Below are 24,263 nucleotides of genomic sequence, written 5' to 3' on the forward strand. Positions count from 1 at the left end.
ATGATGAACCCTGTTCCATGGCTCCAGATGACAAACATGATCTCATATCAGGGACTTGTTCGCACCTTCCCTAAGTTAGCACGCTGTTATTGCAAAGAGCTATTGTCACCCTTTATTGAGTAACGCCATTAGGGCTCACATTACTATTCATTGTCGCTAAAGCAATGCCTTTGGCGTCAGGAAGATAACCCACGTCCCCCAAAGTTAACGGAAACCACGGTATCCGCTGCCAGATCCAATAACCGCCGTTCCCATAGCTCCAAGGCTCGGCGCTTCTCTGGCAGGTACTCATATCGGTCATAGTGTTTACTGGATACGTCATTCAGGGCGTGATTCTGTAGGCGGTCGCGCAGATCTTTAGCTATGCCAAGCTCACCCATCAGGGTTTTACAGGTTCGGCGGAAATCACGGGGGATAAAGTGCGCCATCTCGGCGCGTTTGCGGTAACGATCAATCGCTTGGCTAAGTGAAGCCATCGGCATTGGTTCGCTCGGCTTGGTGGCGTGGGCAAAGATAAAGGGACTATCCCCCGTTGCCGCTTGCTGCTCTCTCAACACCCGCAAGGCGCTATCAGTGAGCGGGATCAGGTGAGGGCGGCCATTCTTGGAAAGCTCGGCGGTAATCGTCAGGGTTTTGGCTTCCCAGTCGATACTTGCCCAGCGTGAGGCGGCCAGCTCATAAGGGCGTTGGCCACCCGTGAAGAAACAAAGCCGGATCAGGCTACGCAGGGTCAAGCCTAGGCTAGTGGACTGCTCCATATCATCAAGCAATTTGCGAGCCTCTGCCCACGTCAGGAAGCGTTCCCCGACACGCTCGGCGGCCTTTTGCTTGGGTATGGCAGCCACCGGATTAAGCACCAAGCCAAATTTGGCATCGTCTATAAAATTGGCGGGGTCGTTGTCATGCTTGAGGCCGTAATTAAACGCCGCCATCAGGTAACTTCTGACACGATTGGATTGGGTATCAGCACCACGGCGAATCATATGCGCCAGGATCACTTTGATGTCGTGCGGGGTCACGTCCTTGGCTTTGGTCGTGGGTTTGATCACTGGATAGGTTTCTTTCTCCAAAGCCGCCAATACAGCCTCATGGGTGCGCTTCCCGTCCTTCTTCATCTGCTCGGTATAGCTTTTGAATAACTGCTCAATGGTTCCTTGCTGCTCACGCTCCCGCTTTTCTTGCTCCCGCTCCTTTGCTTGACGAGCCAGCTCATCTTTGGGGTCTAGGCCATCACGGATCATCTGGCCAAACGCCTTGGCCTTTTCGCGGGCATCAGCAAGGCTGAGGTTTGGGAAGCTACCAAGCGGTATAAATGCCCACTTCCCATCTCGCCTATAGCGAAACGTCAGGGTCTTTGTGCCGCTAGGGAATACCTGTACCCCTAATCTCCCTTCTCCTCGGGTACGATTGTCGTCAGTCTGAAAATATGGGTTCCTTTTCGCGGGTAGCGCGTTTACTTCACTGTGAGTCAATGGCATTGGATGGCAAACCTCGCTAAGTGCACTTCGATATTTTCAAAGTGTACTTGCAAGTGTACTTGGAGTGAAGCTACCAGATACGACTTGAGGCCAAGCAATATGATGGAAATGATGCAAGTTGCTGATATTATAGTGGTAATTTAATCCACGCCGCTAACCAGCATCAATGGCCCCTTAGCTCAGTTGGTCAGAGCAGTCGACTCATAATCGATTGGTCGCCCGTTCAAGTCGGGCAGGGGCCACCACATTCAGACAAAGCCGCTCTTCGTGAGCGGCTTTGTCGTTTCTGGCGCTCACCAGCGCCGGTCCAGATCCTAGCCATAGGGCGCCATGCGCGCCGATAGGGGAGGCGCGTCTCGGGGGATGAAGACGCAGTATGCCTGCCCGTCGGCAAGTGGGGGCCCGCCATACGAAAAAGCCTCCCGCCGATATGGCAGGAGGCCTGTTTCAGTGCCCGAGAGTGTGAAAGCCTGGGGCTAGTGTTCAGGCTTACTGGGCGCTCAGGCTGTAGGTCAGAGTCTGGTCGTTGAAGCGCACCACATAGGCACCGATTACTGCCGTGGTGATGTCTGTCCCGGCCAGCTCGGCCACGCCGTCCTTGTTGGTGTCGCCGTAGTTCTGGGTCCAGTCACCCTTGACGTCGAACTTGAAGCGCTGGCCGCCGCTGGCATCACCGGTCCCGGTGAAATTGACGTTGGCCTGCCAGAGGTGATCGCTCACCAGCGTCATGGGGGTGGTGCCCCAGCCATTGGTGGTGCCACGGATATTCAGGCTGACGACATTCCTGGCATAGCCGACGCTGACCGGGGTCAGGCTGTATTGCAGGGTCTGGTCGTTGAAGCGCACCCGATACTGGCCAGTGACCTGGGTCAGTATGTCGGCGCCCCCCTGTTCGGCTACGCCATCCTTGTTGGTGTCACCGTAGTTCTGGGTCCAGTCTCCCTTGACGTCGAACTTGAAGCGCTGGTTGGCCTGGCCGTCGAAGGTGAGTATTGCCTCCCACTGATTGTCGGCAACCAGCGTCATGGCAAGGGATCCCCAGGCATTGGGGGTGCCGCGCAGGTGCAGGGTGGGTAGCACGCTGTTGTAGGCACCGTTGCTGTCGGTGACTGTCACTGTGGCGTTGGCACTGGCGGTCAGCCCTTCGGCATCGGTGACCGTCAGGGTGACGGTATGGGTGCCCGGGGTATCGAACTGGACGGTTTCAGTAGGGGCGCTGCCGCCGGTGGACCAGCTGTAGCTCGCCACACCTTCATCATCGGTGGAGGCGGAGCCATCGAACACCACGCTTTCCCCCGTCTTGATGCTGAGGTTCTTGGGCGAGAGGGCGGCGACCGGTGCCTGGTTGCTGGTGAGGGGAGTGATCGTATAGCGCAGGTCGCCTTCGCTCAGGGTGATGCGGTAGGTGCCCGCCCCGCTGACCTGGATATCCTTGCTGCTGCCCTTGTCGGCGATGCCGTCCCCTTCGTTGTCGCCGTAGTTCTCGGCCCAGTTGCCGAAGACGTCGAACTTGAAGCGTTGGGCACCGGTTGCGTCACCGTTGCCGGTCAGGGTGAGGGTGGCGGACCAGACACGGTTGGCATCGACTGTCATGGGGGTGTTGCCCCAGGCGTTGGGGGTGCCGCGCAGGTTCATGCTGCTGAACTTGTTGCCCGGCAGTGCAGAACCACCGCAGGGGCTGGCCTTGGTGCAACCGGCAATGATGGCGGCCGCCTTCATGCCGGGCACGTTCAGGCTGGCCTTGCCGCTGCCGTCGACGGTGACATAGCCGCCGCTGCAGTAGTCATTGCCGCCGAGGAGGTTGCAGTACTCGCCCGCTGGCAGGCCGGTCTGCACCGAGGCTATCAGGCTGCCGCTCTCGTTGTTGATGGCGACAAAGCCCTTGTCTCCCCGACTGAAGGCTATCTGGTTGTTGCCGTTATCCCACCAGTTGCTGACTGGCTGGCCTTCGGTCCTGTTGTGGAACAGGGCCATGTTCATGATGGTCGGGCGACGTTGTTCGCAGTTCCATTGGCCATCGGTGCAGGGCGTGCTGCCCGGTGCCCCCTTGTCGGTTTCATAGGTGCCCATGTTTTCGAAGCGGTAGCCCGACATCACCTGCTTCCAGCCATAGGGCCAGGCCATCATGAAGGTGTTGGCCAGATCGTAGCGGGCGCCGCTCATGAAGGTGAGCATGCCGCCGCCACCGTGGCCACGTTCGCGGTCGTGGTTGACCACGAAGACGAAGGCCTTGTTGGAGGGGAGCAGACCCCAGCTCTCGCCGAGCGTCTTGAGATTCTTGATCTGGCTGTTGAAGTTGGCGGCCAGATCCGTGCCGTATTTGAAGTCGGTGACGGTGTCGATGTAGGTGTAGCGGCCCGGTTGGATGTCGGGGGACTCTCCGCCTGCGCCGATCACCTCCAGGTAGGCCTTGGGGCTGCCTGCCTTGTCGAGGATGGCCTTCACCTCGCTCGGGGCCATGTGTTTGGCCGCATCGATACGAAAGCCCGCCACGCCCCAGCCAAGCAGGGTCTTCATGTAGGTGGCGATCTGATCCTGCACGTAGGGCGAGCCGGTGTTGAGATCCGGCATGCCGTAGAGGGCGCCGTTCCAGACGTTGTTGCTGTCGCCGTAGTTGGTGATGTCGCCGCTGTGGTGGAAGTCGTTGTAGCCGAACTGGGGATACTGATATTGCCCCGAGTTGTAGCTGCCGCCGCCGGTGGCGGTCCCGGTGCCCGAGGCAAGCTGGTTGAAGACGGCATCGGCGTAGACCTTGACCCCGACGGCGTTGCAGCGGGCGATCATGCTCCTGAGTTCCGCCTCACTGCCGCCGAAGCTGTTGAAGTTCTTGAAGCTGACGGGCTGATAGACGGTCCACCAGACTTGGCTCCCCTGCTTGTGTTCGGCGGGGGGGGTGATCTGGACACCGCCGAACCCCTTGGGACCGAGCACGGTCTCGCACTCGGTGGCGATGTCGTTGAACTTCCATTGGAACAGATGGACCATGACCCCTTCGGCGGCGGCTGTGTGGCTGAAAGAGCCCAGCACCGCGGCGAGCATGGCGGTTCGAAACACTGTGTTGTGCATGACGATTTTCCCTTCGATCTTGTAATTGACGTGTCACTGTCTTTATTTCGAACGGACCACAAACAACCTCGTTCGGCTCTGTAGCATTCATGAAATCGAGGCGATTGAAAATCGAACAGCGGAGATTAGTTAAGAATTGTGAATGAAAATGCTTTCATGACAGCGGGGGGCAAGAGGGGAAGCGTCGTGGCCGATGAGGGGCTAGAGCAACTGTGGCCACCGGAAAGGGGCGGTCTGCAGACGGATGAGCGGGTAAGGAAAGACGGGCACAATGATGCCCGTCTGGTTCAGAAATGGGGCTCCTGCTGGTGCTGCGATACCTGGCGCCGACGGCGGGGCAGCATGCGGGTCACCAGGTTGCTGCGCTGGCGCCAGGAGGTGTAGACGATGGCGCACAGGTGTAGGGCGATCATGGCCTGCAGGGCCCAGGTGCACCACTCGTGCCAGTCGTCCGCCCCCAGCTCGAAGCCGGTCTCGGTGTTCTGGAACCAGCCGCTACCGGCGGTGGCCAGGACGAGCAGCCAGAGTACCCAGACCGCCAGCTTGCCGCTGCCGTGATGGCCGGGCGCCGCAGGGGCGCGCTCGCGTAGCGCCACGGCCTGCTGGCGGAAATCGTCCCGGCTCGGGATGAGGGCGCGCAGGCGGGCATGGCCTCGAGCCAGGGTAAGCCCCCACAGCAGGCGCAACCCGATCAGGGCCATGGCGCCATAGCCCAGCCATTCATGCCACTCCTCACCCGCCTCGTTGAGCCAGAGGTTGCCGATGCAGACTGCCGCCACCCCCCAATGGGTGAGGCGGACCAGACCATCCCAGTGGAAGGGGTCAGCCTTTCTGCTTGGCATATTGGTGGTACTCCTTCTTCAGGTCATTGACCTTGGCCAGGTGGGCCTGGGCCTTCTCCTGATCACCGGCCTGCAGGGCCGCCAGGCTGGCATCCAGCTCGCTCTGCACCTTGTTCATGCCCTCGAGGAACTTCTCCTTCTTGGCGGTCGGCATGTTTCTCTCCTTGGCCACATCGAGCTGAGCCTTCATCTCCTTGATGTGCTTCTCCATGGTGGCCGCATCATCTGCCTTGACGGCCTGCTTGTAGTTGAAGCCGATCTTCTTCATCGGCTGCTCCAGATCGCCAGCCATGGCGGGCAGGGTCATCAGACCAAACATCAGGGGCAGCAGCAGGGGACGTACAGTTTTCAACATGGGATTTCCTTATGAGACGACGAGATTGCAGGTTCTTATGGCACTCATTTGAGTGCGGTATCATACAGCATGATGCCATGAAAGCGGGGCAATTGTATGGGGAAAGTGCGACCAATTGTGACGAAATGTGTGCATTGTGCTGTACATATGTAGTCAGAAGGAGATGAGCCGGGGGCGGAAACAGGGCGGCAACCCGGGGCCGTGGGCCCGAGGCGGCGAGAGGTGCGAAGGGGATGGATGCCGCCTGCCACTACCATGCCGGGCTTGGGGGTAAGTCTGGTGCCGGCAGGGCGGTTCCCGGTGGCCCGGGCAGCAAAAAGGGCCCGCAGGCCCTTGTGTTCGGTGTGGAGAGGCAGCCTTTACTTGGCTTGCTCGCGTTCGATGGCGCGCCAGCCGATGTCCTTGCGGTAGAAGACACCGTCCCACTGAATGCGACCCGCCAGCTGGTAGGCGCGTTGCTGCGCCTCGGCGACGGTGTGGCCCAGCGCGGTGGCGCACAGCACGCGACCACCGGCGGTGACTATGGTGTCTCCTGCCAGCTGGGAGCCGGCATGGAATACTTTCTCGCCGCTCGCCTCTTCCACCGGCAGGCCGCTGATGGGCTTGCCCTGCTGGTAGTCACCGGGGTAACCACCCGCCGCCAGCACCACGCCGATGGCGACGCGGGGATCATAGATGGCTTCGACCTGATCCAGCTTGCCGGCACAGGCGGCCAGGCACAGCTCCACCAGATCGGAGCGCATGCGCAGCATGATGGGCTGGGTCTCGGGGTCGCCGAAGCGGCAGTTGAACTCGATCACCTTGGGGTTGCCCTGGGTATCGATCATCAGGCCGGCGTAGAGGAAGCCGGTGTAGACGTTGCCCTCGGCCGCCATGCCGCGCACTGTCGGCATGATCACCTGCTCCATCACTTTTTGATGCACCGCATCTGTCACTACGGGCGCCGGGGAGTAGGCCCCCATGCCGCCGGTGTTGAGGCCGGTGTCGCCGTCGCCGACCCGCTTGTGATCCTGGCTGGTGGCCATGGGCAGCACGTGCTCGCCGTCCACCATGACGATGAAACTCGCCTCTTCCCCGTCCAGGAACTCCTCGATCACCACACGGGCACCTGCGTCACCGAAGGCATTGCCGGAGAGCATGTCGCGCACTGCCGCTTCCGCCTCTTCGAGCTCCATGGCGACGATGACGCCCTTGCCTGCCGCCAGACCGTCAGCCTTGATGACGATGGGGGCACCCTTCTCGCGCAGGTAGGCAAGAGCGGGCTCCACCTCGGTGAAGTTCTGGTATTCGGCGGTGGGGATGGCGTGGCGCGCCAGGAAGTCCTTCGCGAAGGCCTTGGAGCCCTCCAGCTGGGCGGCGGCGGCGGTCGGGCCGAAGATGGCGAGCCCTTCGGCACGGAAGGCATCCACCACCCCTTTCACCAGGGGCGCTTCCGGCCCGACGATGGTGAGACCGATCTGCTGGGCCTTGGCGAAGGCCAGCAGGCCCTGGATGTCGGTCGCCTCGATGGCGACGTTCTCTATGCTGCCCTCGTGGGCGGTGCCGGCATTGCCGGGGGCGACGAACACCCGGGTCACCATGGGGGATTGCTTGGCTTTCCAGGCCAGGGCGTGCTCACGGCCGCCGTTGCCAATGATCAGTACTTTCATCGTATCGCTCGCTTCTATTTGTGATAACCGCCTGGGGTAGCGGTTGAAAATAGTCAGTTGAAAAGAGACAACAAAAGGGCCGCCAGTGGCGGCCCTGACTCATCAGTGACGGAAATGGCGCATGTTGGTGAACACCATGCACATGCCGTGCTCGTTGGCGGCCTCGATCACCTCGTTGTCACGCATGGAGCCACCTGGCTGGATGACGCAGGAGATGCCTGCGGCAGCGGCGGCATCGATACCGTCGCGGAACGGGAAGAAGGCGTCGGAGGCCATGACGGAGCCCGCGACGGTCAGCCCTTCATCCTCGGCCTTGATGCCAGCGATCTTGGCGGAGTAGACCCGGCTCATCTGGCCGGCACCCACGCCTATGGTCTGGCCGTCTTTGGCATAGACGATGGCGTTGGACTTGACGAACTTGGCGACCTTCCAGCAGAACAGCAGGTCTTTGAGTTCGGCCTCGGTCGGCTGGCGTTGGCTGACCACGGTCAGATCCCCCAGGGTGACCATGCCGTGATCCCGCTCCTGCACCAGCAGGCCGCCGTTGACGCGTTTGAGGTCAAAGCCCTGGGCCGGGGCAGCCCACTGGCCGCATTCCAGCAGACGCACGTTCTGCTTGGCTGCCACCGCCTCGCGGGCCGCCTGGCTGATGCTGGGTGCGATGATCACCTCGACGAACTGACGGGCAACGATGGCCGCCGCGGTGGCACCATCCAGCTCGCGGTTGAAGGCGATGATGCCGCCAAAGGCGGAGGTGGGGTCGGTCTGGTAGGCGCGATCGTAGGCACCCAGCAGGTCGTCACCTATGGCGACGCCACAGGGGTTGGCGTGCTTGACGATGACGCAGGCCGGCTCGGCGAACTCCTTCACGCACTCCAGCGCCGCGTCGGTGTCGGCGATGTTGTTGTAGGAGAGCGCCTTGCCCTGCAGCTGGATGGCGCTTGCCACCGAGCCCGGTGCGGCCTGCTCTTCGGCGTAGAAGGCGGCAGCCTGGTGGCTGTTCTCGCCGTAGCGCATGTCCTGCTTCTTGATGAACTGGGCGTTGAAGGTGCGCGGGAAGCGGGACTCCTCGTCACCATCCTTGTTGTCACCGTAGGAGGGGACCAGGGTGCCGAAGTAGTTGGCGATCATGCCGTCGTAGGCGGCGGTGTGCTCGAAGGCTGCGATGGCCAGATCGAAGCGGGTAGCCAGGGTCAGGCTGTTGCCGTTGCCATCCATCTCGGCGATCACCCGGCCGTAATCGGCCGCCTTGACGACGATGGTGACGTCCTTGTGGTTCTTGGCGGCGGAACGAACCATGGTCGGGCCGCCGATGTCGATGTTCTCGACGGCGTCTTCCAGGGTGCAGCCGGGCTTGGCCACGGTGGCGGCGAAGGGATAGAGGTTGACGACGACCATGTCGATGGGGGAGATAGCGTGCTGGGCCATGATGGCGTCATCCCGATCGCGGCGGCCGAGGATGCCACCGTGTACCTTGGGATGCAGGGTCTTGACCCGGCCATCCATCATCTCGGGGAAGCCGGTGTAGTCGGAGACCTCGGTCACCGGCAGGCCCGCGTCGGCCAGCAGCTTGGCGGTACCACCGGTGGAGAGCAGGGCCACGCCACGCTCGTTGAGTGCCTTGGCAAATTCCAGGATGCCAGTCTTGTCAGACACACTCAGCAGCGCACGGCGAATGGGTCGAGCTTGTTCCATCACACTATCGTCCTCAGCATAACGGGGACCGTTCCATGGGAGGCGAGGCTCAACACAGAGAGTCCCCAAATAAATGGAAGTGGGGGATTTCGCAAACCACTCTCGCCCGGCGAGCCGGCAAAAGCGTTTTAGGAAATGCCCGCTTGACGCGACGCTCTCTTGTGGGCGCGTATTCTACACAAAAAATGTGAGCTGTGGTGGATTTTTTAAAGAGACAAAGCCTTGTGTGGTGCGGTGTTAAACGTTTTCTGGTGGATTTTTGCGAAACGTTTGTCTTTTCAGTGTTTTGAGGGTAAAGGGTCGGGATGGCCCGGGTTGTCTACTGCTTTCCTGCCTTTGGCTGGCAATCGCCGGGCAAAGGGGCGATAGTGGAAGCCGGTTTATATTGAGTACCATGTCTGGCGGGAGAGGAAGGATGTATCGGATCGGGGAACTGGCCAAGGCGTGCGGGGTGAAGGCGGACACCCTGCGCTTTTACGAGAAGAACGGACTCATCTCGCCGGGGATCCGCAACGAGTCGGGCTATCGCCTCTACGGCGAGCAGGACAGGCGGCGGCTGGAGTTCATCATCCGCGCCAAGTCGGTGGGCTTCTCCCTGGCGGATATCGGTGAACTGCTCTCGCTCGACACCAACAAGGCGCGCGTGACCTGTCAGGAGGTGAAGGCGGTGGCCGATGCCAAGCTTGAACAGGTGGAGCAGAAGATAGTGGAGCTGACCCGTTTTCGCGAGAACCTGAAGTCGCTCTCCGACATCTGCTGCGGCGGCCCGCGCTCGGCGGAGCACTGCGCCATCCTGGAAACCCTGGAATCCGGCGCCCCTTCCCGTCACGAGCATCACGACCATGAACACTGAACATCATCGCCCCCGGATCTCTGCCTTCCTTGCCCTCTCCCTCGACGGCTTTATCGCGGGGGAGGGGAACGATCTTGCCTGGCTGGATCCCTATAACGGCGACTCCCAGGAGGAGACCGGCTACAGCGCCCTGATGGCCAGCACCGATCTGCTGCTGATGGGGCGTAACAGCTATGACATAGTGCGCACCTTCCCCGAGTGGCCATACGGCGACAAACCCGTGGTGGTGTTGACCCACAGGCCCGCCGAGCCTCGGCCTCACGTCTCCTTTCGGCAGGGGGCGCTGGCGCAGGTGCTCGGGGAGTTGTGGCAGGAGGGGGCGCGCCACATCTATCTGGATGGTGGCGAGGTCGTGAGGCAGGGCCTGCAGGCCGGGCTGGTGGACGAGCTGATCCTGTTCTGGGTGCCAGTCACCCTGGGACGCGGCGTTTCCCTGTTTGCCGGCGCCCTGCCCGGGCGCCTGGTGCCTGTGTCCAGCACAGTGCTGCCGAGCGGCCTGGTACGGGTGGTCTATCACCCGGCCTGAGCCCTTGCAGGCGGGCAGCAAGAGGCGCACAATCGGTGCGTTTTTTCGCCGTCCTGAGCTGCCGCCCCGGCCTCTCGTTCGGCAAAGTGCCATTTATCACCATCACTGCAAAGGAGCCAGCATGGCCAAGAAGAAGGTGGCCCTCGCCACCACTGAACCCGCCCACGATCATCAGCGCGGGGTCATCCAGGACAACCACCTCAAGGCATTGGTGACCTCAACCCTGTTTCAGGCCAGGGTCGAGCCAAGCAAGAAGGGCAAGGGCAGCTACCAGCGCAAGGCCAAGCACGGCAAGCGGTGGGAGCCCGGTCAACAGCAGAGGGTGCGCGTCTGCTGTTGAGCGGGTTTCTGCCGCGAGGCATGACTGAAACAGAGAGGGTGCCATGGGCACCCTCTCTGTTTTGGCGGTGAAGCCAGATGTTGATGCCCCGTCGGCTTATTCGTCCATAAAGAGCTCGAGTAGCACATTCAGGTAGCGATGGCCGAGGGACGTCAACTGCCAGCTGTCGCCGAGATCCTCGATAAGCTCCTTGGTCTGGGCAATCGCCAGCATAGTCTCCACCCGCTCCAGCGGCAGCCCGGTGTAGGCCTCGAACTCCGCCTTGGGGGCCGGTTCAAACAATCTGAACCGGTTCATAAAGTACTCCAGCGGCAGATCGTCCTCGGTCACCGTCCACTGGCTGTCCAGATAGGGGCGGGCAGGGTCCAGATACCCCTTGGGGTGCTTCACCTTGGCGGTGCGCAGGATTTGCTGGTTCGCGAGATCCGTCACCTTGCCGTGGGCGCCGCAGCCGATGCCCAGATAGTCACCAAAGCGCCAGTAGTTGAGGTTGTGGCGGCACTGATAGCCCGCCTTGGCGTAGGCCGAGATCTCGTACTGCTGGTAACCCTGGGCGGTGAGCATGGCGTGACCCTGCTCGTAGATGTCCCACAGAGTGTCATCTTCCGGCAGCTTGGGGGGCTTGGAGGCGAACGCGGTGTTCGGCTCTATGGTGAGCTGATACCAGGAGAGGTGCGGCGGCGCGCAGTCGATGGCCTGCTGCAGATCATAGAGGGCGTCCTCCAGGCTCTGATCCGGCAGGCCGTGCATCAGATCCAGGTTGAAGGTGGGCAACTCGATGGCGTGGGCCAGCTCGGCTGCCTTGCGCGCCTCCTCCGGGCCGTGAATGCGGCCGAGGCGGGTCAATTTTTCCTGCTGGAAGCTCTGCACCCCGATGGAGATGCGGTTGATGCCTGCCCGCTGGAAGCCGGCGAACTTGTCCGCCTCCACCGTGCCCGGGTTGGCCTCCATGGTGATCTCGCAATCCGGGGTCAGGGCGATGCGTGCGCGCACCCCGTCCAGCAGCGCTTGCATGGCTTCCACGGAGAGCAGACTTGGCGTACCACCGCCGATGAAGATGGAGGAGAGTGGACGCCCCTGGGCCCAGTGCAGATCCTGATCCAGATCCTCCAGCAGGGCGGCCACGTACTCGAGGTGGGGCAGCTCCCCCTTCTGGGCGTGAGAGTTGAAGTCGCAGTAGGGGCACTTCTGGACGCACCAGGGCACGTGGATATAGAGGGAGAGGGGCGGCAGTTGCAGCATGGTGTTTCCAGTATTCAAAAAATCAAAATGGGGGCCGGTCGGGCTGGCCCCCATTGTAGATGAAATGCGTGCCGGCGTATCCCGGCGCCCGGTCGGGTCTCAGTGCGCCGCGGCCAGCGCCGCCTTGAGCTTGACCAGAGCCTGGCCGCGATGGCTGAGCTGGTTCTTGAGCTCTGCCGGCATCTGGGCCGAGGTGCAGTCGTGGTCGGGCACGAAGAACACGGGGTCATAGCCAAAGCCATGCTGGCCGCGGGGTTCGTCGATGATCATCCCCTCCCAGCTCGCCTGGCAGATGATGGGGGTGGGATCGTCGGCGTGGCGCATATAGACCAGCACGCACCAGAAACGGGCGCTCTTGAGGTAGTCGGGGGCGCCTTGCAGCTCGGCCAGCAGCTTGTCGATGTTCTCCTTGTCGCTGGCACCGGCGCCGGCAAAGCGGGCGGAGTAGACGCCGGGGCGACCGTGCAGCAGGTCTACTTCGAGGCCTGAGTCGTCAGCGACGGCGGGCAGGCCTGTGATGCGGGCGGCGTGGCGGGCCTTGATGATGGCATTTTCGACGAAGGTGGTGCCGGTCTCGTCGGCATCGGAGACCGCAAACTCGCTCTGTGGGATCACCTGGATCTTCATATCGGCCAGCATGGCGGCCAATTCCTTCACCTTTTTCTGGTTCCCTGTTGCCAGGACAAGCTTGTTCATCACACACCTCCGCAAAAATAATCTGCGCATTCTATGCGGGGCAGGGGTTTAGTAAAAGCGCCAATTGCCCGGGATCCGGTGCTGACGGACGATCCGGGTTCCACCCCCTGAGAGGTAGAATGGATACATGTTTCCTGGAAGGAATAACCAAAGTGATTAAATACCATTTCAATTCATTACTGTGAGTCAGTAGACTCGCGCCCCAATCGATTTTCCCCCTAGGCCTTGAGGTGACTGATGCCATTGATTCTTCTGCTTGTACTCCTGGTGCTGTTCAGCCCGCTGGCCATCGACATCTATCTGCCTGCCATCCCGCAGATGGCCGAGCAACTGGGAGCCGAGGTGACCCTGATGCAGGGCACCATTACCTGGTTCCTGTTCAGCATGGGGTTGGGCCAACTGCTGGTGGGGCCGCTCGCCGACCGCTATGGCCGCAAACCCATCGCGTTGGGGGGCGTGCTGCTCTACGGGCTGAGCGCCCTGGCAGCCGGCTTTGCCGCCAGCCTGGGTGAGCTGATGTTGGCGCGGGTGCTGCAGGGCTTCGGTGCCTGTGCCACCTCGGTGGCCGCCTTCTCGGTGGTGCGTGACAGCTATGGCCCCAAGAAGAGCGGCCAGATGATCTCCTACCTGAACGGCGCCATCTGCTTCATTCCGGCCCTGGCGCCCCTGCTCGGTGGCTGGCTCACCGCCAAGGCGGGCTGGTCGGCGAACTTCTGGTTTATGGCGGGTTATGCCGTTGTGGTAGGCAGCTGGCTGCTGTGGCGCATGCCGGAGACCCGCCCGGAGGAGACCAGCAGCAGCGGCCCGCTCATCAGCTGGTCGCGCTACAGCCCGGTGCTGCGCTCCCCGAGCTTCCTGTTCAACGCGGCGCTCTGCATGCTGGCGATGGCGGTGATCCTGGCCTATGTCACGGCGGCGCCGGTACAGCTGATGGTGAAGCTGGGTCTGGACATGAACGGGTTCAGCTACTGGTTCACCGCCAATGCGGCGCTCAACATCCTGGCCTGCTTCCTGGCGCCGCGCTTCATCGCCAGGGTGGGACCGAGACGTACCCTGCGCATCGGCCTGCTGGTATTGCTGCTGTCGGCCATCCTGCTGACGCTGACCATGCACCTGGCGCATCCGTTGGCGATGATGGGGCCCGTGTTCCTCTCCAGCATCGGCTTCGCCATGATACTGGGGGCCTCGGCCGGTATGGCGCTGGCCCCCTTCGGTCACTGCGCCGGTACCGCCGCCGCCCTGCTCGGCCTGTTCCAGATGAGCGGCTCCGGCGCCCTGGTGGGGATCACCGGATGGTTGATGCCGGATCCTCTGAGCCAGCTGGCGCTGCACATGTGGCTGCTGTTGCCCCCCTTGCTGATGCTGATGACACGGCAGGGACGCCGCTTGTGTTTGCAATAAATCCTGTGCTCTGATGAGCGCAAGCGGGGGCTTCTGGCCCCCTTGCTTTTTTGGGCGCGCAGTTGCCAGGTGCCTATCATATTGGACAGTTCAGCGGAGAATCCCATGAGTCAGACAATCAACGCCGCCCTGGTGGGCTATGGCTTTGCAGGCCAGACCTTCCACGCCCCCTTCCTGACCAGCACTCCCGGGCTTGCCTTGCGCTGGGTGGTGAGTCGGGATGCCGCCAAGGTACAGGCCGAGCTGCCCGGCTGCCGCGTCGGCTCGCTGGACGAGGTGCTGGCCGACAGCACGGTCGATCTGGTGGTGATAGCGACACCCAACGATACCCATGCCCCCATCGCTCGTCAGGCGCTGCTGGCCGGTAAACACGTGGTGATCGACAAGCCGTTTGCGCTGGATCTGGTCGAAGCCGAGGCGCTCGTCGAGCTGGCCGAGAAGCAGCAGCGGCTGCTCAGTATCTTCCACAACCGGCGCTGGGACGGGGACTTCCTCACGGTACGCCGTCTGCTGGCAGAAGGGGCACTGGGCAAGATCGCCCAGTTTGAATCTCATTTTGATCGCTATCGCCCCGAGGTGCGTCAACGCTGGCGCGAGGCGGGCGGCCCGGGTTCCGGGCTCTGGTTCGATCTCGGTCCCCACATCCTCGATCAGTCGCTGCAGCTGTTCGGTCAGCCGGACTGGATCCAGGCTGATTTGGCCGCCCAGCGCCCCGGCGCCCTGAGCGATGACTACTTCCACGTGGTGTTGGGCTATGGCGAAATGAGGGTCGTGCTGCACGGCAGTTGCCTGGTCTCTGCCATCATGCCGCGCTTCGTCATTCATGGCAGCGAAGGATCCTTCATCAAGTTCGGCATGGATGTGCAGGAGGAGCAGCTCAAGCTCGGTCTGCGCCCGCCTGCGGCGAACTGGGGCCTGGATCCTGAGCCCGGCCAGCTCAGCCGCATGGTGGAGGGACAGTCCCGGGTGCAGGCGGTGAGCGGGGAGGCCGGGGATTATGGTGCCTACTACCGCGGTGTCTGCGCCGCCATCAGGGGGGAAGCCGGCAATCCGGTGCCTGCGGTGGAGGCTCTGGCGGTGATGGCACTGCTGGATCTGGCCAGAGAGAGCGATAGCCAGGGGCGGCGGCTGAGCTGTCAGAAGCTGTCTGACTGAGGACTCTTTCCCGTCACGGGTGACGACAACCAAAATGGCAACGATTGACTGACAACCGTCCTCTTGTTGGTGTTTAATTGTGCTGTCTTGCGTCAATAAAGGCGTATTGTATTAATATTTGTCGTTGCAGTAGTTCTTTTTATCTAGCCAACGAGAAAATATCATTGTGATACGCGTTTTCATTGGCCGCATATGGGGATATATTTCGCGCGCCTCCTGACTCCCGGTGGCTGGTTTTTTTTACCGGGAGCGAAGACGCACAGTGATGGTCATTGACACCATCTCTCCATCTTTTTTTGAGGGTATGCACATGAACAAAGTACTGGTAGCCGGTATCCTGGGTCTGATGTTGACCGCCTGTGGTCAGAAAGAAGAAGCCGCCGCTCCGGCCGCTACTCCGGCCGCCGACGTTGCTGCAACTGTTAGCGAAGCTGCCTCTACCGTAGAGAAGGCCGCTTCCGAAGCGTCTGCTACCGTCGAGAAGGCTGCTGCTGACGTGGCCACCAAGGCAGAAGCTGCTGTGAGCGATGCCAAGGCCAACTAAGCCTGCACCTCATAAAAAAACGGGCCCGGCGGTAACGCCGGGCCCGTTTTTTTATGGCCACTGCGGGCGCAGATGCCCCGGTCAGGGTAGCGGCTCCACCAGCAGGATATGGGAGTCATATCCCGTCACTCGGACTCTGCTGCCCGCCGTCAGCGGCTGGTTGCAGCGCACCGTCCAGACGGTGTCATCCAGATGCACCCGGCTGGTCCCCTGGATCACCTCATCCAGCAGGGTCAGCTCCCGGCCCAGATAGCTCTGCATCCGCTCGTTGATGGGGGCGGCCGCATCGCGGCTCGAGCGGTCGCGCTTGTGCTGCCAGCGCCACCAGGCCCAGGTGGTCACCAGGGACTGAGCCGCGAACAGCAACAACTGGGCCTGCCAGCCGAAGGGCCAGATCAGCAGCAAGATCCCCACCTCCAGGGCGGCGATGCCAGTCCAGAGCAGAAACCCCACCGACCCCAGCACCTCGATGGCCAGCAGCACGAAGCCGAGCCCCAGCCAGTGCCAGTGGGTCAGCCCCTCGAACAGGGCTGTCATGACTTGCCGACCTTGCCATCTTTGTTGAACAGCTCGGCCATGCCCGCCACCGAGCCAATCAGGCTACCTGCCTCCAGCGGCATCATGATGATCTTGCTGTTGGGGCCTTCCCCGATGCGGGCCAGGGCCTCGGTGTATTTCTGGGCCACGAAGTAGTTGATGGCCTGCATGTCTCCTTCCGCTATGGCTTTTGAGACCATATGGGTCGCCTTGGCTTCCGCCTCGGCGGCACGCTCCCGCGCCTCGGCGGCGAGGAAGGCGGCCTGACGTTCCCCCTCGGCTTTCAGGATTTGGGACTGCTTCTCCCCTTCGGCTTTCAGGATCTTGGACTGGCGTACCCCTTCGGCCTCCAGCACTTCGGCCCGTTTCTGCCGCTCGGCCTTCATCTGGGCGTTCATGGCTTCCACCAGCGCCAGCGGCGGGCGCACATCCTTGATCTCGATCCGGGTCACCTTGATGCCCCAGGGGGCGGTGGCGGCATCCATGGTGCGCAGCAGCTTCTCGTTGATGGTGTCGCGCTGGGAGAGCATCTCGTCCAGCTCCATGGCGCCGAGCACGGTCCGCATGTTGGTCATGGTGAGATTGCGGATGGCACTGGTGAGATCGTTGACCTCATAGGCTCCCTTGCGGGCATCCACCACCTGCACGAAGCTGATGGCGTCTATGGTGACGTTGGCGTTGTCCCGGGAGATCACCTCCTGGGCCGGAATGTCCAGCACCTGCTCCATCATGATGATCTTGTGGCCGACCCTGTCCACATAGGGGATCAGCAGGTTGAGACCGGGGGAGAGGGTACGGGTGTAGCGGCCGAAGCGCTCCACAGTCCAGTTGAAACCCTGGGGCACTATCTTGATGCCCGCACTCAGGGTGGCCAGCACCAGGAATACGAAGATCCCCAGCACAATCAATGACTCATTCATGATAAAGCTCCTTATGAAACACTTTCACTAGCCTAGAGTCTGGTGCGAACCACCACAAGGACATTCGCTCCCCTTTGCCACGACATGGTTTTGCTAATTACTAAAACGCATTAAAGAGCATTTTTTATTATTTTGAGGGATAAGGACTCCTGCCTATAGTCGCCCCAGATGTCGTCGTATGCCGAGGAGTGGGCCCTGATGGATTATTTACCTATGTTTGCCAGGTTGGAAGGCCGCCCGGTATTGCTGGTGGGCGGGGGCGAGGTCGCCCTGCGCAAGGCGCGCCTTTTGCTGGCGGCAGGTGCCCGGCTGACCCTGGTCTCTCCCGAGCTCGAGCCCGAATTCCATGAGTTTGCCGGTCGCTTCACCCATGTGGCGGCGCGCTTCGATCCTGCCCATCTGGCCGGCCAGATCCTGGTGGTGGCGGCGACCGACGATCTCGAGGTCAATGCCCTCGTTTATCAGAGCGCCAACCAGCTCGGTCTGTTCGTCAATGTGGTGGACGATCCCGAGCGCTCCAGCTTTATCTTCCCCTCCATCATCGACCGTTCGCCCCTGATGGTGGCCGTCTCCAGCGGTGGCAAGGCCCCCGTGCTGGTGCGCCTGTTGCGCGAACGGCTCGAGAGCCTGCTGCCCCGCCATCTGGGCGGTCTGGCTGAACTCTCGGGCCGGGTGAGGGTCAAGGCCAAGCGGGTGCTCGCTTCTCTCTCCGATCGCCGCCGCTTCTGGGAGCGAGCCTTTGCCTCCAACACCCTCGCCGGTCTGATCGAGAAAGCCGATTGGCAGGGGGCCGAGGACTGGCTCAATGAGGGGCTGGACAAGGCCCAAACCGAAGTGGGAGAGGTGGTGCTGGTAGGGGCGGGCCCAGGGGATCCTGGCCTCCTGACCCTCAAGGCGCTGCAACAGATCCAGCAAGCCGAAGTGGTGCTCTATGACCAGTTGGTCTCCCCGGAGATCCTGGATCTGGTGCGTCGCGACGCCACCCTGCTGTCGGTTGGCAAGAAGGCCGGTGCCCACAGCGTGCCCCAGGAAGAGACCAATCGCCTGCTGGTGGAATACGCCAGGGCGGGCAACCGGGTGGTGCGGCTCAAGGGGGGGGATCCTTTCATGTTCGGCCGCGGCGGCGAGGAGCTGGAAGTGCTGGCAGAGGAGGGCATTCCCTTCTCCGTGGTGCCCGGCATCACGGCTGCCGCCGGTGCCACCGCCTATGCGGGCATTCCGCTCACTCACCGTGACCATGCCCAGAGCGCCGTCTTCATCACCGGCCACTGCCAGAAGGAGGGCAAGGAGCCCGATTGGCAGCAGCTCGCGGCCACCAACCAGACCCTGGTCATCTACATGGGGCTGATGCGCTCCGAGCATATCCAGCAGCAGCTGGTGAGCCATGGCCGAAGCAGCGCTACCCCCATCGCCATCATAGAGCGGGGCACCACGGCGCGGCAGCGGGTACTGACCGGCACCCTGGACGAACTAGCCGAACTGGCCCAGCAGGCGGTGAGCCCGTCCCTCATCGTCATCGGCGAGGTGGTGGCCTTGCGCAAGCAACTTGCCTGGTTTGGCGAGCAGGGTGGCGAACAGGCCGAGACAGAGGCGAGCCGCTACGAACTCAAGCTGGTGACCCTGGCCTGAGGGCTGTGACCCGAACCGATTTGACGGTGTGGCCAAGGCGGCACCGAACTGAACCAGAACTGCGCCCCGAGCAGGCGCGATAGCAATGAACCGAGGACCCAGACATGGACCGTGAAAGACTTACCCACTTGCAACAGCTGGAAGCCGAGAGCATCCACATCATCCGCGAGGTGGCCGCCGAGTTCGAGAACCCGGTGATGATGTACTCCATCGGCAAGGACTCCTCCGTCATGCTGCACCTGGCCCGCAAGGCCTTCTATCCGGGCAAGATCCCCTTCCCGCTGCTGCACGTGGACACCAACTGGAAGTTCAAGGAGATGATCAAGTTCCGGGACGAGACCGCCAAGAAGTACGGGCTGGATCTCATCGTCCACAAGAACCCAGACGGCCTGGCCATGGACATCAACCCCTTCGTGCACGGCAGCGGCAAGCACACCGACATCATGAAGACAGAGGGGCTCAAGCAGGCGCTTAACAAATACGGCTTCGATGCCGCCTTCGGCGGCGCCCGCCGCGACGAGGAGAAGTCCCGTGCCAAGGAGCGGGTCTACTCCTTCCGCGACAAGTCCCACCGCTGGGATCCGAAGAACCAGCGCCCGGAGCTGTGGCGCGTCTACAACAGCCAGGTCAACAAGGGGGAGAGCATCCGGGTGTTCCCGCTCTCCAACTGGACCGAGCTCGACATCTGGCAATACATCTACCTCGAGAACATCGACATTGTGCCGCTCTACTTTGCCGCCCATCGCCCGGTCGTTGAGCGCAATGGCATCAAGATCATGGTGGATGACGAGCGCATGCCCATAGGCCCGGAAGACGAGGTGAAGCAGGAGCTGGTGCGCTTCCGCACCCTGGGTTGCTACCCGCTGACCGGTGCCATCGACTCCAATGCCACCACCCTGCCGGAGATCATCGAAGAGATGCTGATCACCACCTCGAGCGAGCGGCAAGGGCGGCTCATCGACCACGATCAGGCCGGCTCCATGGAGCAGAAGAAGCGTCAGGGATATTTCTAAGGAATCGCAACATGAACAACCACATTCAGACCGCCATCAGCGAACAGGGCATTGAAGCCTACCTGCACGCCCAGCAGCACAAGAGCCTGCTGCGCTTTCTCACCTGCGGCAGCGTGGACGACGGCAAGAGCACCCTCATCGGCCGCCTGCTGCACGACTCCCAGCAGATCTATGAAGATCAGTTGAAAGCGCTGGAGTCCGACAGCCAGAAGCTCGGCACCACGGGCGAGAAGCTGGACCTGGCCCTGCTGGTGGACGGCCTGCAGGCGGAGCGCGAGCAGGGCATCACCATTGACGTGGCCTACCGCTATTTCTCCACCGCCAAGCGCAAGTTCATCATCTCGGACACCCCGGGCCACGAGCAGTACACCCGCAACATGGCCACCGGCGCCTCCACCTGCGATCTCGCCATCATATTGATCGACGCCCGCAAGGGAGTGCTGGATCAGACCCGTCGCCACAGCTTTATCGCCAGCCTGCTCGGCATCAAGCAGTTCGTGGTGGCGGTCAACAAGATGGATCTGGTGGAGTTCAGTCAGGAGGTGTTCGATCGCATCAGTGTCGAGTACCGTGAATTCGCCAGGAAGCTCAGCGTCGACACCATCCAGATAGTGCCGGTCTCGGCCCTGGACGGTGACAACGTGGTGAACCCGAGCGACAAGCTGGCCTGGTACGAAGGCGAAACCCTGCTCTCCCTGCTGGAGAGCGCCGAGGTGGAGCGCGAGCTGGAGCGTCACCCGGTGCGCCTGCCGGTGCAGTACGTGAACCGCCCCAACCTCGATTTTCGCGGCTTCGCGGGCACCCTGGCCTCCGGCATCCTGCGGGTCGGCGACAAGCTGGCAGTGCTGCCCTCCGGCAAGGAGAGCACGGTGACCCGCATCGTTACCTTCGACGGGGATCTGGAGTACGCCCTGCCGGGTCAGGCCATCACTGTCACCTTCGCGGACGAGATCGACATCAGCCGGGGCGACCTGCTGGTGGATGCGGCGAAGAAGCCCCAGGTGACCCAGAACGTGCTGGCTCACATCGTCTGGATGGGGGAAGAGTCCCTGCAACCGGGCCGGGTCTATGACGTCAAGCTGGCCACCAAGAAGAGCCGCGGCCAGGTGGAGGCCATTCGCCACCGCATCGAGATCAACAAGCTCGACGAGCTGCCCGCCTCCGAGCTCAAGCTCAACGAGATCGGCCTGTGCGAATTCAGCCTGACCGACCCGGTGGCGTTCGACCCCTACCAGGAGATCCGCGATACCGGCAGCTTCATCCTGATCGATCGGCTGACCAACGTCACCGTCGGTGCGGGCATGATAGTGGAAGGGCTGGCGGCCAAGGCAGTGAAAGGGCAATACAGCGAGTTCGAAGTGGAGCTCAACGCCCTGGTGCGCAAGCACTTCCCCCACTGGCAGGCGCTGACCATCAGCAACGATTCCGGCAAGGAGTAAGCCCATGACCTGGCAACAATCCCTGGTGCTGGGTCTGCTGGCTGCCCTCGTCGCCCTGCTGATCCAGGGCAAACTCAGGCCGGCGCTGCTCTTCTCGGGCGCCGTGCTCATCACCTACCTGAGCGGCCTGGCGGACATCAATGCCGTGGTGGCGGGCTACACCAACAGCGCCCTGCTGACCCTGGTGCTGCTGCTGCTGGTGTCGCTCGCGGTGGAGAAGACCCGGGTCATGAGCTGGTTCGCCAACCTGGTGGGCACCGGCTCCTTCAACAAGGTGCTGGTGAAGGTGTGGTTCTCCACCGCCTTCCTGTCGGCCTTCGTCAACAACACCGCCGTGGTGGCCTCCATGCTGGGGGCGGTCAAGCGCAACCCCAACCATGCGCCCTCCCGGCTGCTGCTGCCCATGTGCTTCGCGGCGACCTTTGGCGGGGTGCTGACCCTGATCGGCACCTCCACCAACCTCATCGTCAACAGCTTCCTCATCAAGATGGGGGCGCCGCCGCTCGGCATGTTCGACTTCTTTATGGTGGGGGCAGGGACATTGCTGACCGGCCTGGTCGCCGTGTTGCTGTTTGCCCGTCACCTGCCGGAGCAGGACACCGAGATGAGCCGGGAATCCGGCTACTTTCTCGAGGCCAAGGTGGGCCCCGGTTCCCCCATGGCCGGGCGCAGCGTCAAGGAGAACGGCCTGCGCAGCCTCAAAAGCCTCTATCTCGCCGAGATCATTCGCGGCAACCAGGTGATCTGCCCGGTGCAGCCGGAGCACGAGCTGCACGAAGGGGACATGCTGCTGTTTTGCGGCGACGTGGAGAGCGTCGGCGTGCTGCAGGAGCTCAAGGGGCTGGATCTCTACGGCCAGCACCGCCTCAACGGCCAGCATCTGGTGGAGGTGATCGTCAGCCACAGCTCGCGGCTGGTGGGGCAGACCATCAAGGATGCGGAGTTTCGTACCCACTTCGATGCGGTGGTGCTGGCGGTGCGCCGGGGCGAGACCCAGCTCACCGGCGGCCTCGGCCAGATTGAATTGCACGCGGGGGACACCCTGCTGCTGGCACCCGGCCCCAAGTTTGCGGGCAACAAGTCCCTCTCCCGGGAGTTCGTGGTGGTGAGCGGTCTGGAGGCTTCCACCCGGCTCGATGGCAAACGCAGCGCCGCCGTGGTGCTGGGTTTTCTCGGGGTTCTGGCGCTGTCGGTGTTCGATCTGGTGCCGCTGTTCAAGGGGCTGCTGGTGATGCTGGTGGTGCTGCTCTTTTCCCGCATCCTGACCCTGGACGAGATCCGCCGCCGCTTTCCGCTGGACATCTGGCTGGTGGTGGGCGGGGCGCTGGCCATCGCGGATCAGCTGGAGAAGAGCGGCCTGGCCAGGCTGATTGCCGACTGGCTGATGGGGGAGTTCAACGGTTCCAGCCCCATCATCGCCTTTATCGGCATCTATCTGTTCACCCTGGTGCTGACCGAGCTGATGAGCAACAACGCCGCCGCGGCCCTGGCCTTCCCCATGGGTTACCAGCTGGCGCTCAGCATGGATGTCTCCACCATGCCGTTCATCCTGGCGGTGCTGTTCGGGGCCAGCTCCAGCTTTATACTGCCCTACGGCTACCAGACCAACCTCATGGTCTATGCGGCGGGCAACTACAAGATGCCGGACTACCTCAAGCTGGCGGTGCCTGTCTCCCTGGCCTACAGCATCGGGGTGATCGTCATGGTGCCCCTGCTGTTTCCGTTTTAAGGCGCAACCCTCTTCGTTTTGGGGCCCTGATGCCTCGCAAGGAGTTTGAATGAGCAATATCGTGTGGCATGCCCATGCCGTCGACAAAGAGAGCCGGGCAGAGCAGAAGGGGCAAAAGCCCCTGGTGATCTGGTTCACCGGGCTCTCGGGGGCGGGCAAATCCACCCTGGCGGGAGCCCTGGAGCAGGCGCTGGCAGCCGAGGGCAAGCACACCTATCTGCTGGATGGGGACAATGTGCGCCACGGCCTGTGCGGGGATCTCGGCTTCGATGACGCCGCCCGTCAGGAGAATATCCGCCGGGTCGGCGAGGTGGCGAAACTCATGGTGGATGCAGGGCTTATCGTGCTCACCGCCTTTATCTCGCCGTTCCGTGCCGAGCGGGCTCTGGTGCGAAACCTCCTGGGCGCCGACGAGTTTGTCGAGGTGTTTGTGGATGCGCCGCTCGCCGTCTGCGAAGAGCGCGACCCCAAGGGGCTCTACAAAAAGGCGCGGGCGGGGGAGATCAGTAATTTCACCGGCATCGACTCCGCCTACGAGGCCCCCGAACAGCCGGAAATCCATCTGCTGAACGCTGGCAAGCCGGTGGCGGTGCTGGTGGATGAGTTGCTGACTGCTCTAAGGCAGGGGAACTACCTGTAGCTGCTCAGTTGCGCAGTCTTACATGAGTTGTGGCGTCTGGAGCCGGAGTTATCCCGGCAACCGGGTAATTACTTTGGCTGCAAGCCGTAAGCAGCAAATAGAGCGCAGGCGGGGGTCGCAAGGTCAAAGCGACCCTCTTTGTCTGAGCGTGTCATGGAATCGGCAACACATCTGGCAAGCGACCTGTGGCCGATAAGTGGGCCGCAACAAGCATTTGTGTGCTGGCGGCAGCCACTATAAGCAGAAGTTGGGTTATCAGTGGAAACCCCATAAATCCAGCTTATAGTGGCACCGGTGAGCCAAGAGCCACCTCAAGGCGGCCGATATCAGCCCCGCAAGGGGATTTTCCGATCCTTGCTGATGCCGTGGCGGGGTTATGCATTGCCAATTCACATACCCAAAATGTTTCGGAGTATGAATCCCACTTGAATGTCGTGTTAGGGAAGGTGCGAATAAGCGGGGAAATTCTTCTCGGCTGACTCAGTCATTTCATTTTTTCAGTTTGAGCCGATCT

Annotated in this window: 21 protein-coding genes and 1 tRNA gene; 12 read left to right on the top strand and 10 right to left on the bottom strand. The window is 61.9% G+C overall.

Going from position 1 to position 24,263, the window contains the following annotated elements; genetic code table 11:
- Positions 1-176 precede the first annotated feature (176 nt).
- On the bottom strand, positions 177-1,478 hold the full coding sequence (locus PG898_RS20395; RefSeq protein WP_270824938.1) for a tyrosine-type recombinase/integrase: 1,302 nt from the start codon (positions 1,476-1,478) through the stop codon (positions 177-179).
- 168 nt (positions 1,479-1,646) lie between these two features.
- Here PG898_RS20395 and PG898_RS20400 point away from each other — a divergent pair.
- Positions 1,647-1,723 (top strand) — tRNA-Ile (locus PG898_RS20400).
- A gap of 244 nt (positions 1,724-1,967) precedes the next feature.
- Here PG898_RS20400 and PG898_RS20405 read toward each other — a convergent pair.
- The 5 genes from PG898_RS20405 to purH form a co-directional block, all read right to left on the bottom strand.
- The gene (locus tag PG898_RS20405) at positions 1,968-4,544 is read right to left on the bottom strand and encodes an alpha amylase C-terminal domain-containing protein (protein WP_226170304.1); all 2,577 of its coding nucleotides are present in this window, start codon (positions 4,542-4,544) and stop codon (positions 1,968-1,970) included.
- 287 nt (positions 4,545-4,831) lie between these two features.
- Positions 4,832-5,386, bottom strand: a complete 555-nt coding sequence (locus tag PG898_RS20410; RefSeq protein WP_041205048.1) for a cytochrome b/b6 domain-containing protein — start codon at positions 5,384-5,386, stop codon at positions 4,832-4,834.
- A complete protein-coding gene (locus PG898_RS20415) occupies positions 5,367-5,741 on the bottom strand; it encodes a cytochrome b562 (protein WP_041205049.1) in 375 nt (124 codons plus the stop codon). Before PG898_RS20415 ends, PG898_RS20410 begins: the two co-directional genes overlap by 20 nt.
- Positions 5,742-6,100: 359 nt before the next feature.
- A complete protein-coding gene (purD, locus tag PG898_RS20420; RefSeq protein WP_042650095.1) occupies positions 6,101-7,390 on the bottom strand; it encodes a phosphoribosylamine--glycine ligase in 1,290 nt (429 codons plus the stop codon).
- Between the two features lie 102 nt (positions 7,391-7,492).
- Positions 7,493-9,085, bottom strand: coding sequence for a bifunctional phosphoribosylaminoimidazolecarboxamide formyltransferase/IMP cyclohydrolase (purH, locus tag PG898_RS20425; protein WP_270824939.1), 1,593 nt, complete (start codon positions 9,083-9,085; stop codon positions 7,493-7,495).
- Between the two features lie 415 nt (positions 9,086-9,500).
- Here purH and zntR point away from each other — a divergent pair, with 415 nt between their 5' ends.
- From zntR to PG898_RS20440, 3 genes are all read left to right on the top strand, one after another.
- A complete protein-coding gene (gene zntR / locus PG898_RS20430) occupies positions 9,501-9,938 on the top strand; it encodes a Zn(2+)-responsive transcriptional regulator (RefSeq protein ID WP_005331131.1) in 438 nt (145 codons plus the stop codon).
- A complete protein-coding gene (locus PG898_RS20435) occupies positions 9,928-10,464 on the top strand; it encodes a dihydrofolate reductase family protein (protein ID WP_226170298.1) in 537 nt (178 codons plus the stop codon). The genes zntR and PG898_RS20435 overlap by 11 nt, the downstream gene beginning before the upstream one ends.
- Positions 10,465-10,585: 121 nt before the next feature.
- Complete coding sequence (locus PG898_RS20440) at positions 10,586-10,804, top strand: alternative ribosome-rescue factor A (protein ID WP_270824940.1); 219 nt, start codon at positions 10,586-10,588, stop codon at positions 10,802-10,804.
- A gap of 96 nt (positions 10,805-10,900) precedes the next feature.
- Here the strand turns inward: PG898_RS20440 and hemW are convergent, their stop codons facing one another.
- Both hemW and rdgB read right to left on the bottom strand, forming a co-directional pair.
- The gene (gene hemW / locus PG898_RS20445) at positions 10,901-12,046 is read right to left on the bottom strand and encodes a radical SAM family heme chaperone HemW (protein WP_270824941.1); all 1,146 of its coding nucleotides are present in this window, start codon (positions 12,044-12,046) and stop codon (positions 10,901-10,903) included.
- Between the two features lie 99 nt (positions 12,047-12,145).
- Positions 12,146-12,742, bottom strand: coding sequence for an RdgB/HAM1 family non-canonical purine NTP pyrophosphatase (gene rdgB, locus PG898_RS20450; RefSeq protein WP_042650100.1), 597 nt, complete (start codon positions 12,740-12,742; stop codon positions 12,146-12,148).
- Positions 12,743-12,979: 237 nt separating this feature from the next.
- Between rdgB and PG898_RS20455 the strand changes: the two genes are divergently transcribed.
- From PG898_RS20455 to PG898_RS20465, 3 genes are all read left to right on the top strand, one after another.
- A complete protein-coding gene (locus PG898_RS20455; protein WP_042650101.1) occupies positions 12,980-14,143 on the top strand; it encodes a multidrug effflux MFS transporter in 1,164 nt (387 codons plus the stop codon).
- A 105-nt stretch (positions 14,144-14,248) separates the two neighbouring features.
- Positions 14,249-15,298 (top strand): oxidoreductase, encoded by a 1,050-nt coding sequence (locus tag PG898_RS20460; protein ID WP_226170290.1) that lies wholly within the window; start codon positions 14,249-14,251, stop codon positions 15,296-15,298.
- A gap of 310 nt (positions 15,299-15,608) precedes the next feature.
- Positions 15,609-15,842: a hypothetical protein gene (locus PG898_RS20465; RefSeq protein WP_025328222.1), complete on the top strand. Its 234-nt coding sequence runs from the start codon at positions 15,609-15,611 to the stop codon at positions 15,840-15,842.
- 81 nt (positions 15,843-15,923) lie between these two features.
- Here the strand turns inward: PG898_RS20465 and PG898_RS20470 are convergent, their stop codons facing one another.
- A complete protein-coding gene (locus tag PG898_RS20470) occupies positions 15,924-16,379 on the bottom strand; it encodes an NfeD family protein (RefSeq protein WP_226170287.1) in 456 nt (151 codons plus the stop codon).
- Entirely contained in the window at positions 16,376-17,299 is a 924-nt protein-coding gene (locus PG898_RS20475; protein WP_025328220.1) for an SPFH domain-containing protein, read from the bottom strand. Before PG898_RS20475 ends, PG898_RS20470 begins: the two co-directional genes overlap by 4 nt.
- A gap of 198 nt (positions 17,300-17,497) precedes the next feature.
- Between PG898_RS20475 and cysG the strand changes: the two genes are divergently transcribed.
- From cysG to cysC, 5 genes are all read left to right on the top strand, one after another.
- Complete coding sequence (gene cysG / locus PG898_RS20480) at positions 17,498-18,928, top strand: siroheme synthase CysG (RefSeq protein WP_226170285.1); 1,431 nt, start codon at positions 17,498-17,500, stop codon at positions 18,926-18,928.
- 104 nt (positions 18,929-19,032) lie between these two features.
- Positions 19,033-19,941 carry a sulfate adenylyltransferase subunit CysD gene (gene cysD / locus PG898_RS20485; protein ID WP_005327673.1) on the top strand — a complete coding sequence of 303 codons (909 nt, stop codon included), beginning with the start codon at positions 19,033-19,035 and terminating at the stop codon, positions 19,939-19,941.
- A gap of 11 nt (positions 19,942-19,952) precedes the next feature.
- Positions 19,953-21,380 carry a sulfate adenylyltransferase subunit CysN gene (gene cysN, locus PG898_RS20490; protein WP_270824942.1) on the top strand — a complete coding sequence of 476 codons (1,428 nt, stop codon included), beginning with the start codon at positions 19,953-19,955 and terminating at the stop codon, positions 21,378-21,380.
- Positions 21,381-21,384: 4 nt separating this feature from the next.
- On the top strand, positions 21,385-23,109 hold the full coding sequence (locus PG898_RS20495) for an SLC13 family permease (protein WP_270824943.1): 1,725 nt from the start codon (positions 21,385-21,387) through the stop codon (positions 23,107-23,109).
- A gap of 49 nt (positions 23,110-23,158) precedes the next feature.
- Positions 23,159-23,749, top strand: coding sequence for an adenylyl-sulfate kinase (gene cysC / locus PG898_RS20500; protein WP_270824944.1), 591 nt, complete (start codon positions 23,159-23,161; stop codon positions 23,747-23,749).
- The last annotated feature ends 514 nt before the right edge of the window (positions 23,750-24,263 follow it).

Source organism: Aeromonas sp. QDB31 (assembly GCF_027707605.1).
GTDB lineage: Bacteria > Pseudomonadota > Gammaproteobacteria > Enterobacterales > Aeromonadaceae > Aeromonas > Aeromonas media.

Excerpts from the sequence above, each read along its gene's own strand:
- PG898_RS20395 (WP_270824938.1), bottom strand. The coding sequence starts at position 1,478 with ATGCCATTGACTCACAGTGAAGTAAACGCGCTACCCGCGAAAAGGAAC.
- PG898_RS20405 (WP_226170304.1), bottom strand. The coding sequence starts at position 4,544 with ATGCACAACACAGTGTTTCGAACCGCCATGCTCGCCGCGGTGCTGGGC.
- PG898_RS20410 (WP_041205048.1), bottom strand. The coding sequence starts at position 5,386 with ATGCCAAGCAGAAAGGCTGACCCCTTCCACTGGGATGGTCTGGTCCGC.
- PG898_RS20415 (WP_041205049.1), bottom strand. The coding sequence starts at position 5,741 with ATGTTGAAAACTGTACGTCCCCTGCTGCTGCCCCTGATGTTTGGTCTG.
- purD (WP_042650095.1), bottom strand. The coding sequence starts at position 7,390 with ATGAAAGTACTGATCATTGGCAACGGCGGCCGTGAGCACGCCCTGGCC.
- purH (WP_270824939.1), bottom strand. The coding sequence starts at position 9,085 with ATGGAACAAGCTCGACCCATTCGCCGTGCGCTGCTGAGTGTGTCTGAC.
- zntR (WP_005331131.1), top strand. The coding sequence starts at position 9,501 with ATGTATCGGATCGGGGAACTGGCCAAGGCGTGCGGGGTGAAGGCGGAC.
- PG898_RS20435 (WP_226170298.1), top strand. The coding sequence starts at position 9,928 with ATGAACACTGAACATCATCGCCCCCGGATCTCTGCCTTCCTTGCCCTC.
- PG898_RS20440 (WP_270824940.1), top strand. The coding sequence starts at position 10,586 with ATGGCCAAGAAGAAGGTGGCCCTCGCCACCACTGAACCCGCCCACGAT.
- hemW (WP_270824941.1), bottom strand. The coding sequence starts at position 12,046 with ATGCTGCAACTGCCGCCCCTCTCCCTCTATATCCACGTGCCCTGGTGC.
- rdgB (WP_042650100.1), bottom strand. The coding sequence starts at position 12,742 with ATGAACAAGCTTGTCCTGGCAACAGGGAACCAGAAAAAGGTGAAGGAA.
- PG898_RS20455 (WP_042650101.1), top strand. The coding sequence starts at position 12,980 with ATGCCATTGATTCTTCTGCTTGTACTCCTGGTGCTGTTCAGCCCGCTG.
- PG898_RS20460 (WP_226170290.1), top strand. The coding sequence starts at position 14,249 with ATGAGTCAGACAATCAACGCCGCCCTGGTGGGCTATGGCTTTGCAGGC.
- PG898_RS20465 (WP_025328222.1), top strand. The coding sequence starts at position 15,609 with ATGAACAAAGTACTGGTAGCCGGTATCCTGGGTCTGATGTTGACCGCC.
- PG898_RS20470 (WP_226170287.1), bottom strand. The coding sequence starts at position 16,379 with ATGACAGCCCTGTTCGAGGGGCTGACCCACTGGCACTGGCTGGGGCTC.
- PG898_RS20475 (WP_025328220.1), bottom strand. The coding sequence starts at position 17,299 with ATGAATGAGTCATTGATTGTGCTGGGGATCTTCGTATTCCTGGTGCTG.
- cysG (WP_226170285.1), top strand. The coding sequence starts at position 17,498 with ATGGATTATTTACCTATGTTTGCCAGGTTGGAAGGCCGCCCGGTATTG.
- cysD (WP_005327673.1), top strand. The coding sequence starts at position 19,033 with ATGGACCGTGAAAGACTTACCCACTTGCAACAGCTGGAAGCCGAGAGC.
- cysN (WP_270824942.1), top strand. The coding sequence starts at position 19,953 with ATGAACAACCACATTCAGACCGCCATCAGCGAACAGGGCATTGAAGCC.
- PG898_RS20495 (WP_270824943.1), top strand. The coding sequence starts at position 21,385 with ATGACCTGGCAACAATCCCTGGTGCTGGGTCTGCTGGCTGCCCTCGTC.
- cysC (WP_270824944.1), top strand. The coding sequence starts at position 23,159 with ATGAGCAATATCGTGTGGCATGCCCATGCCGTCGACAAAGAGAGCCGG.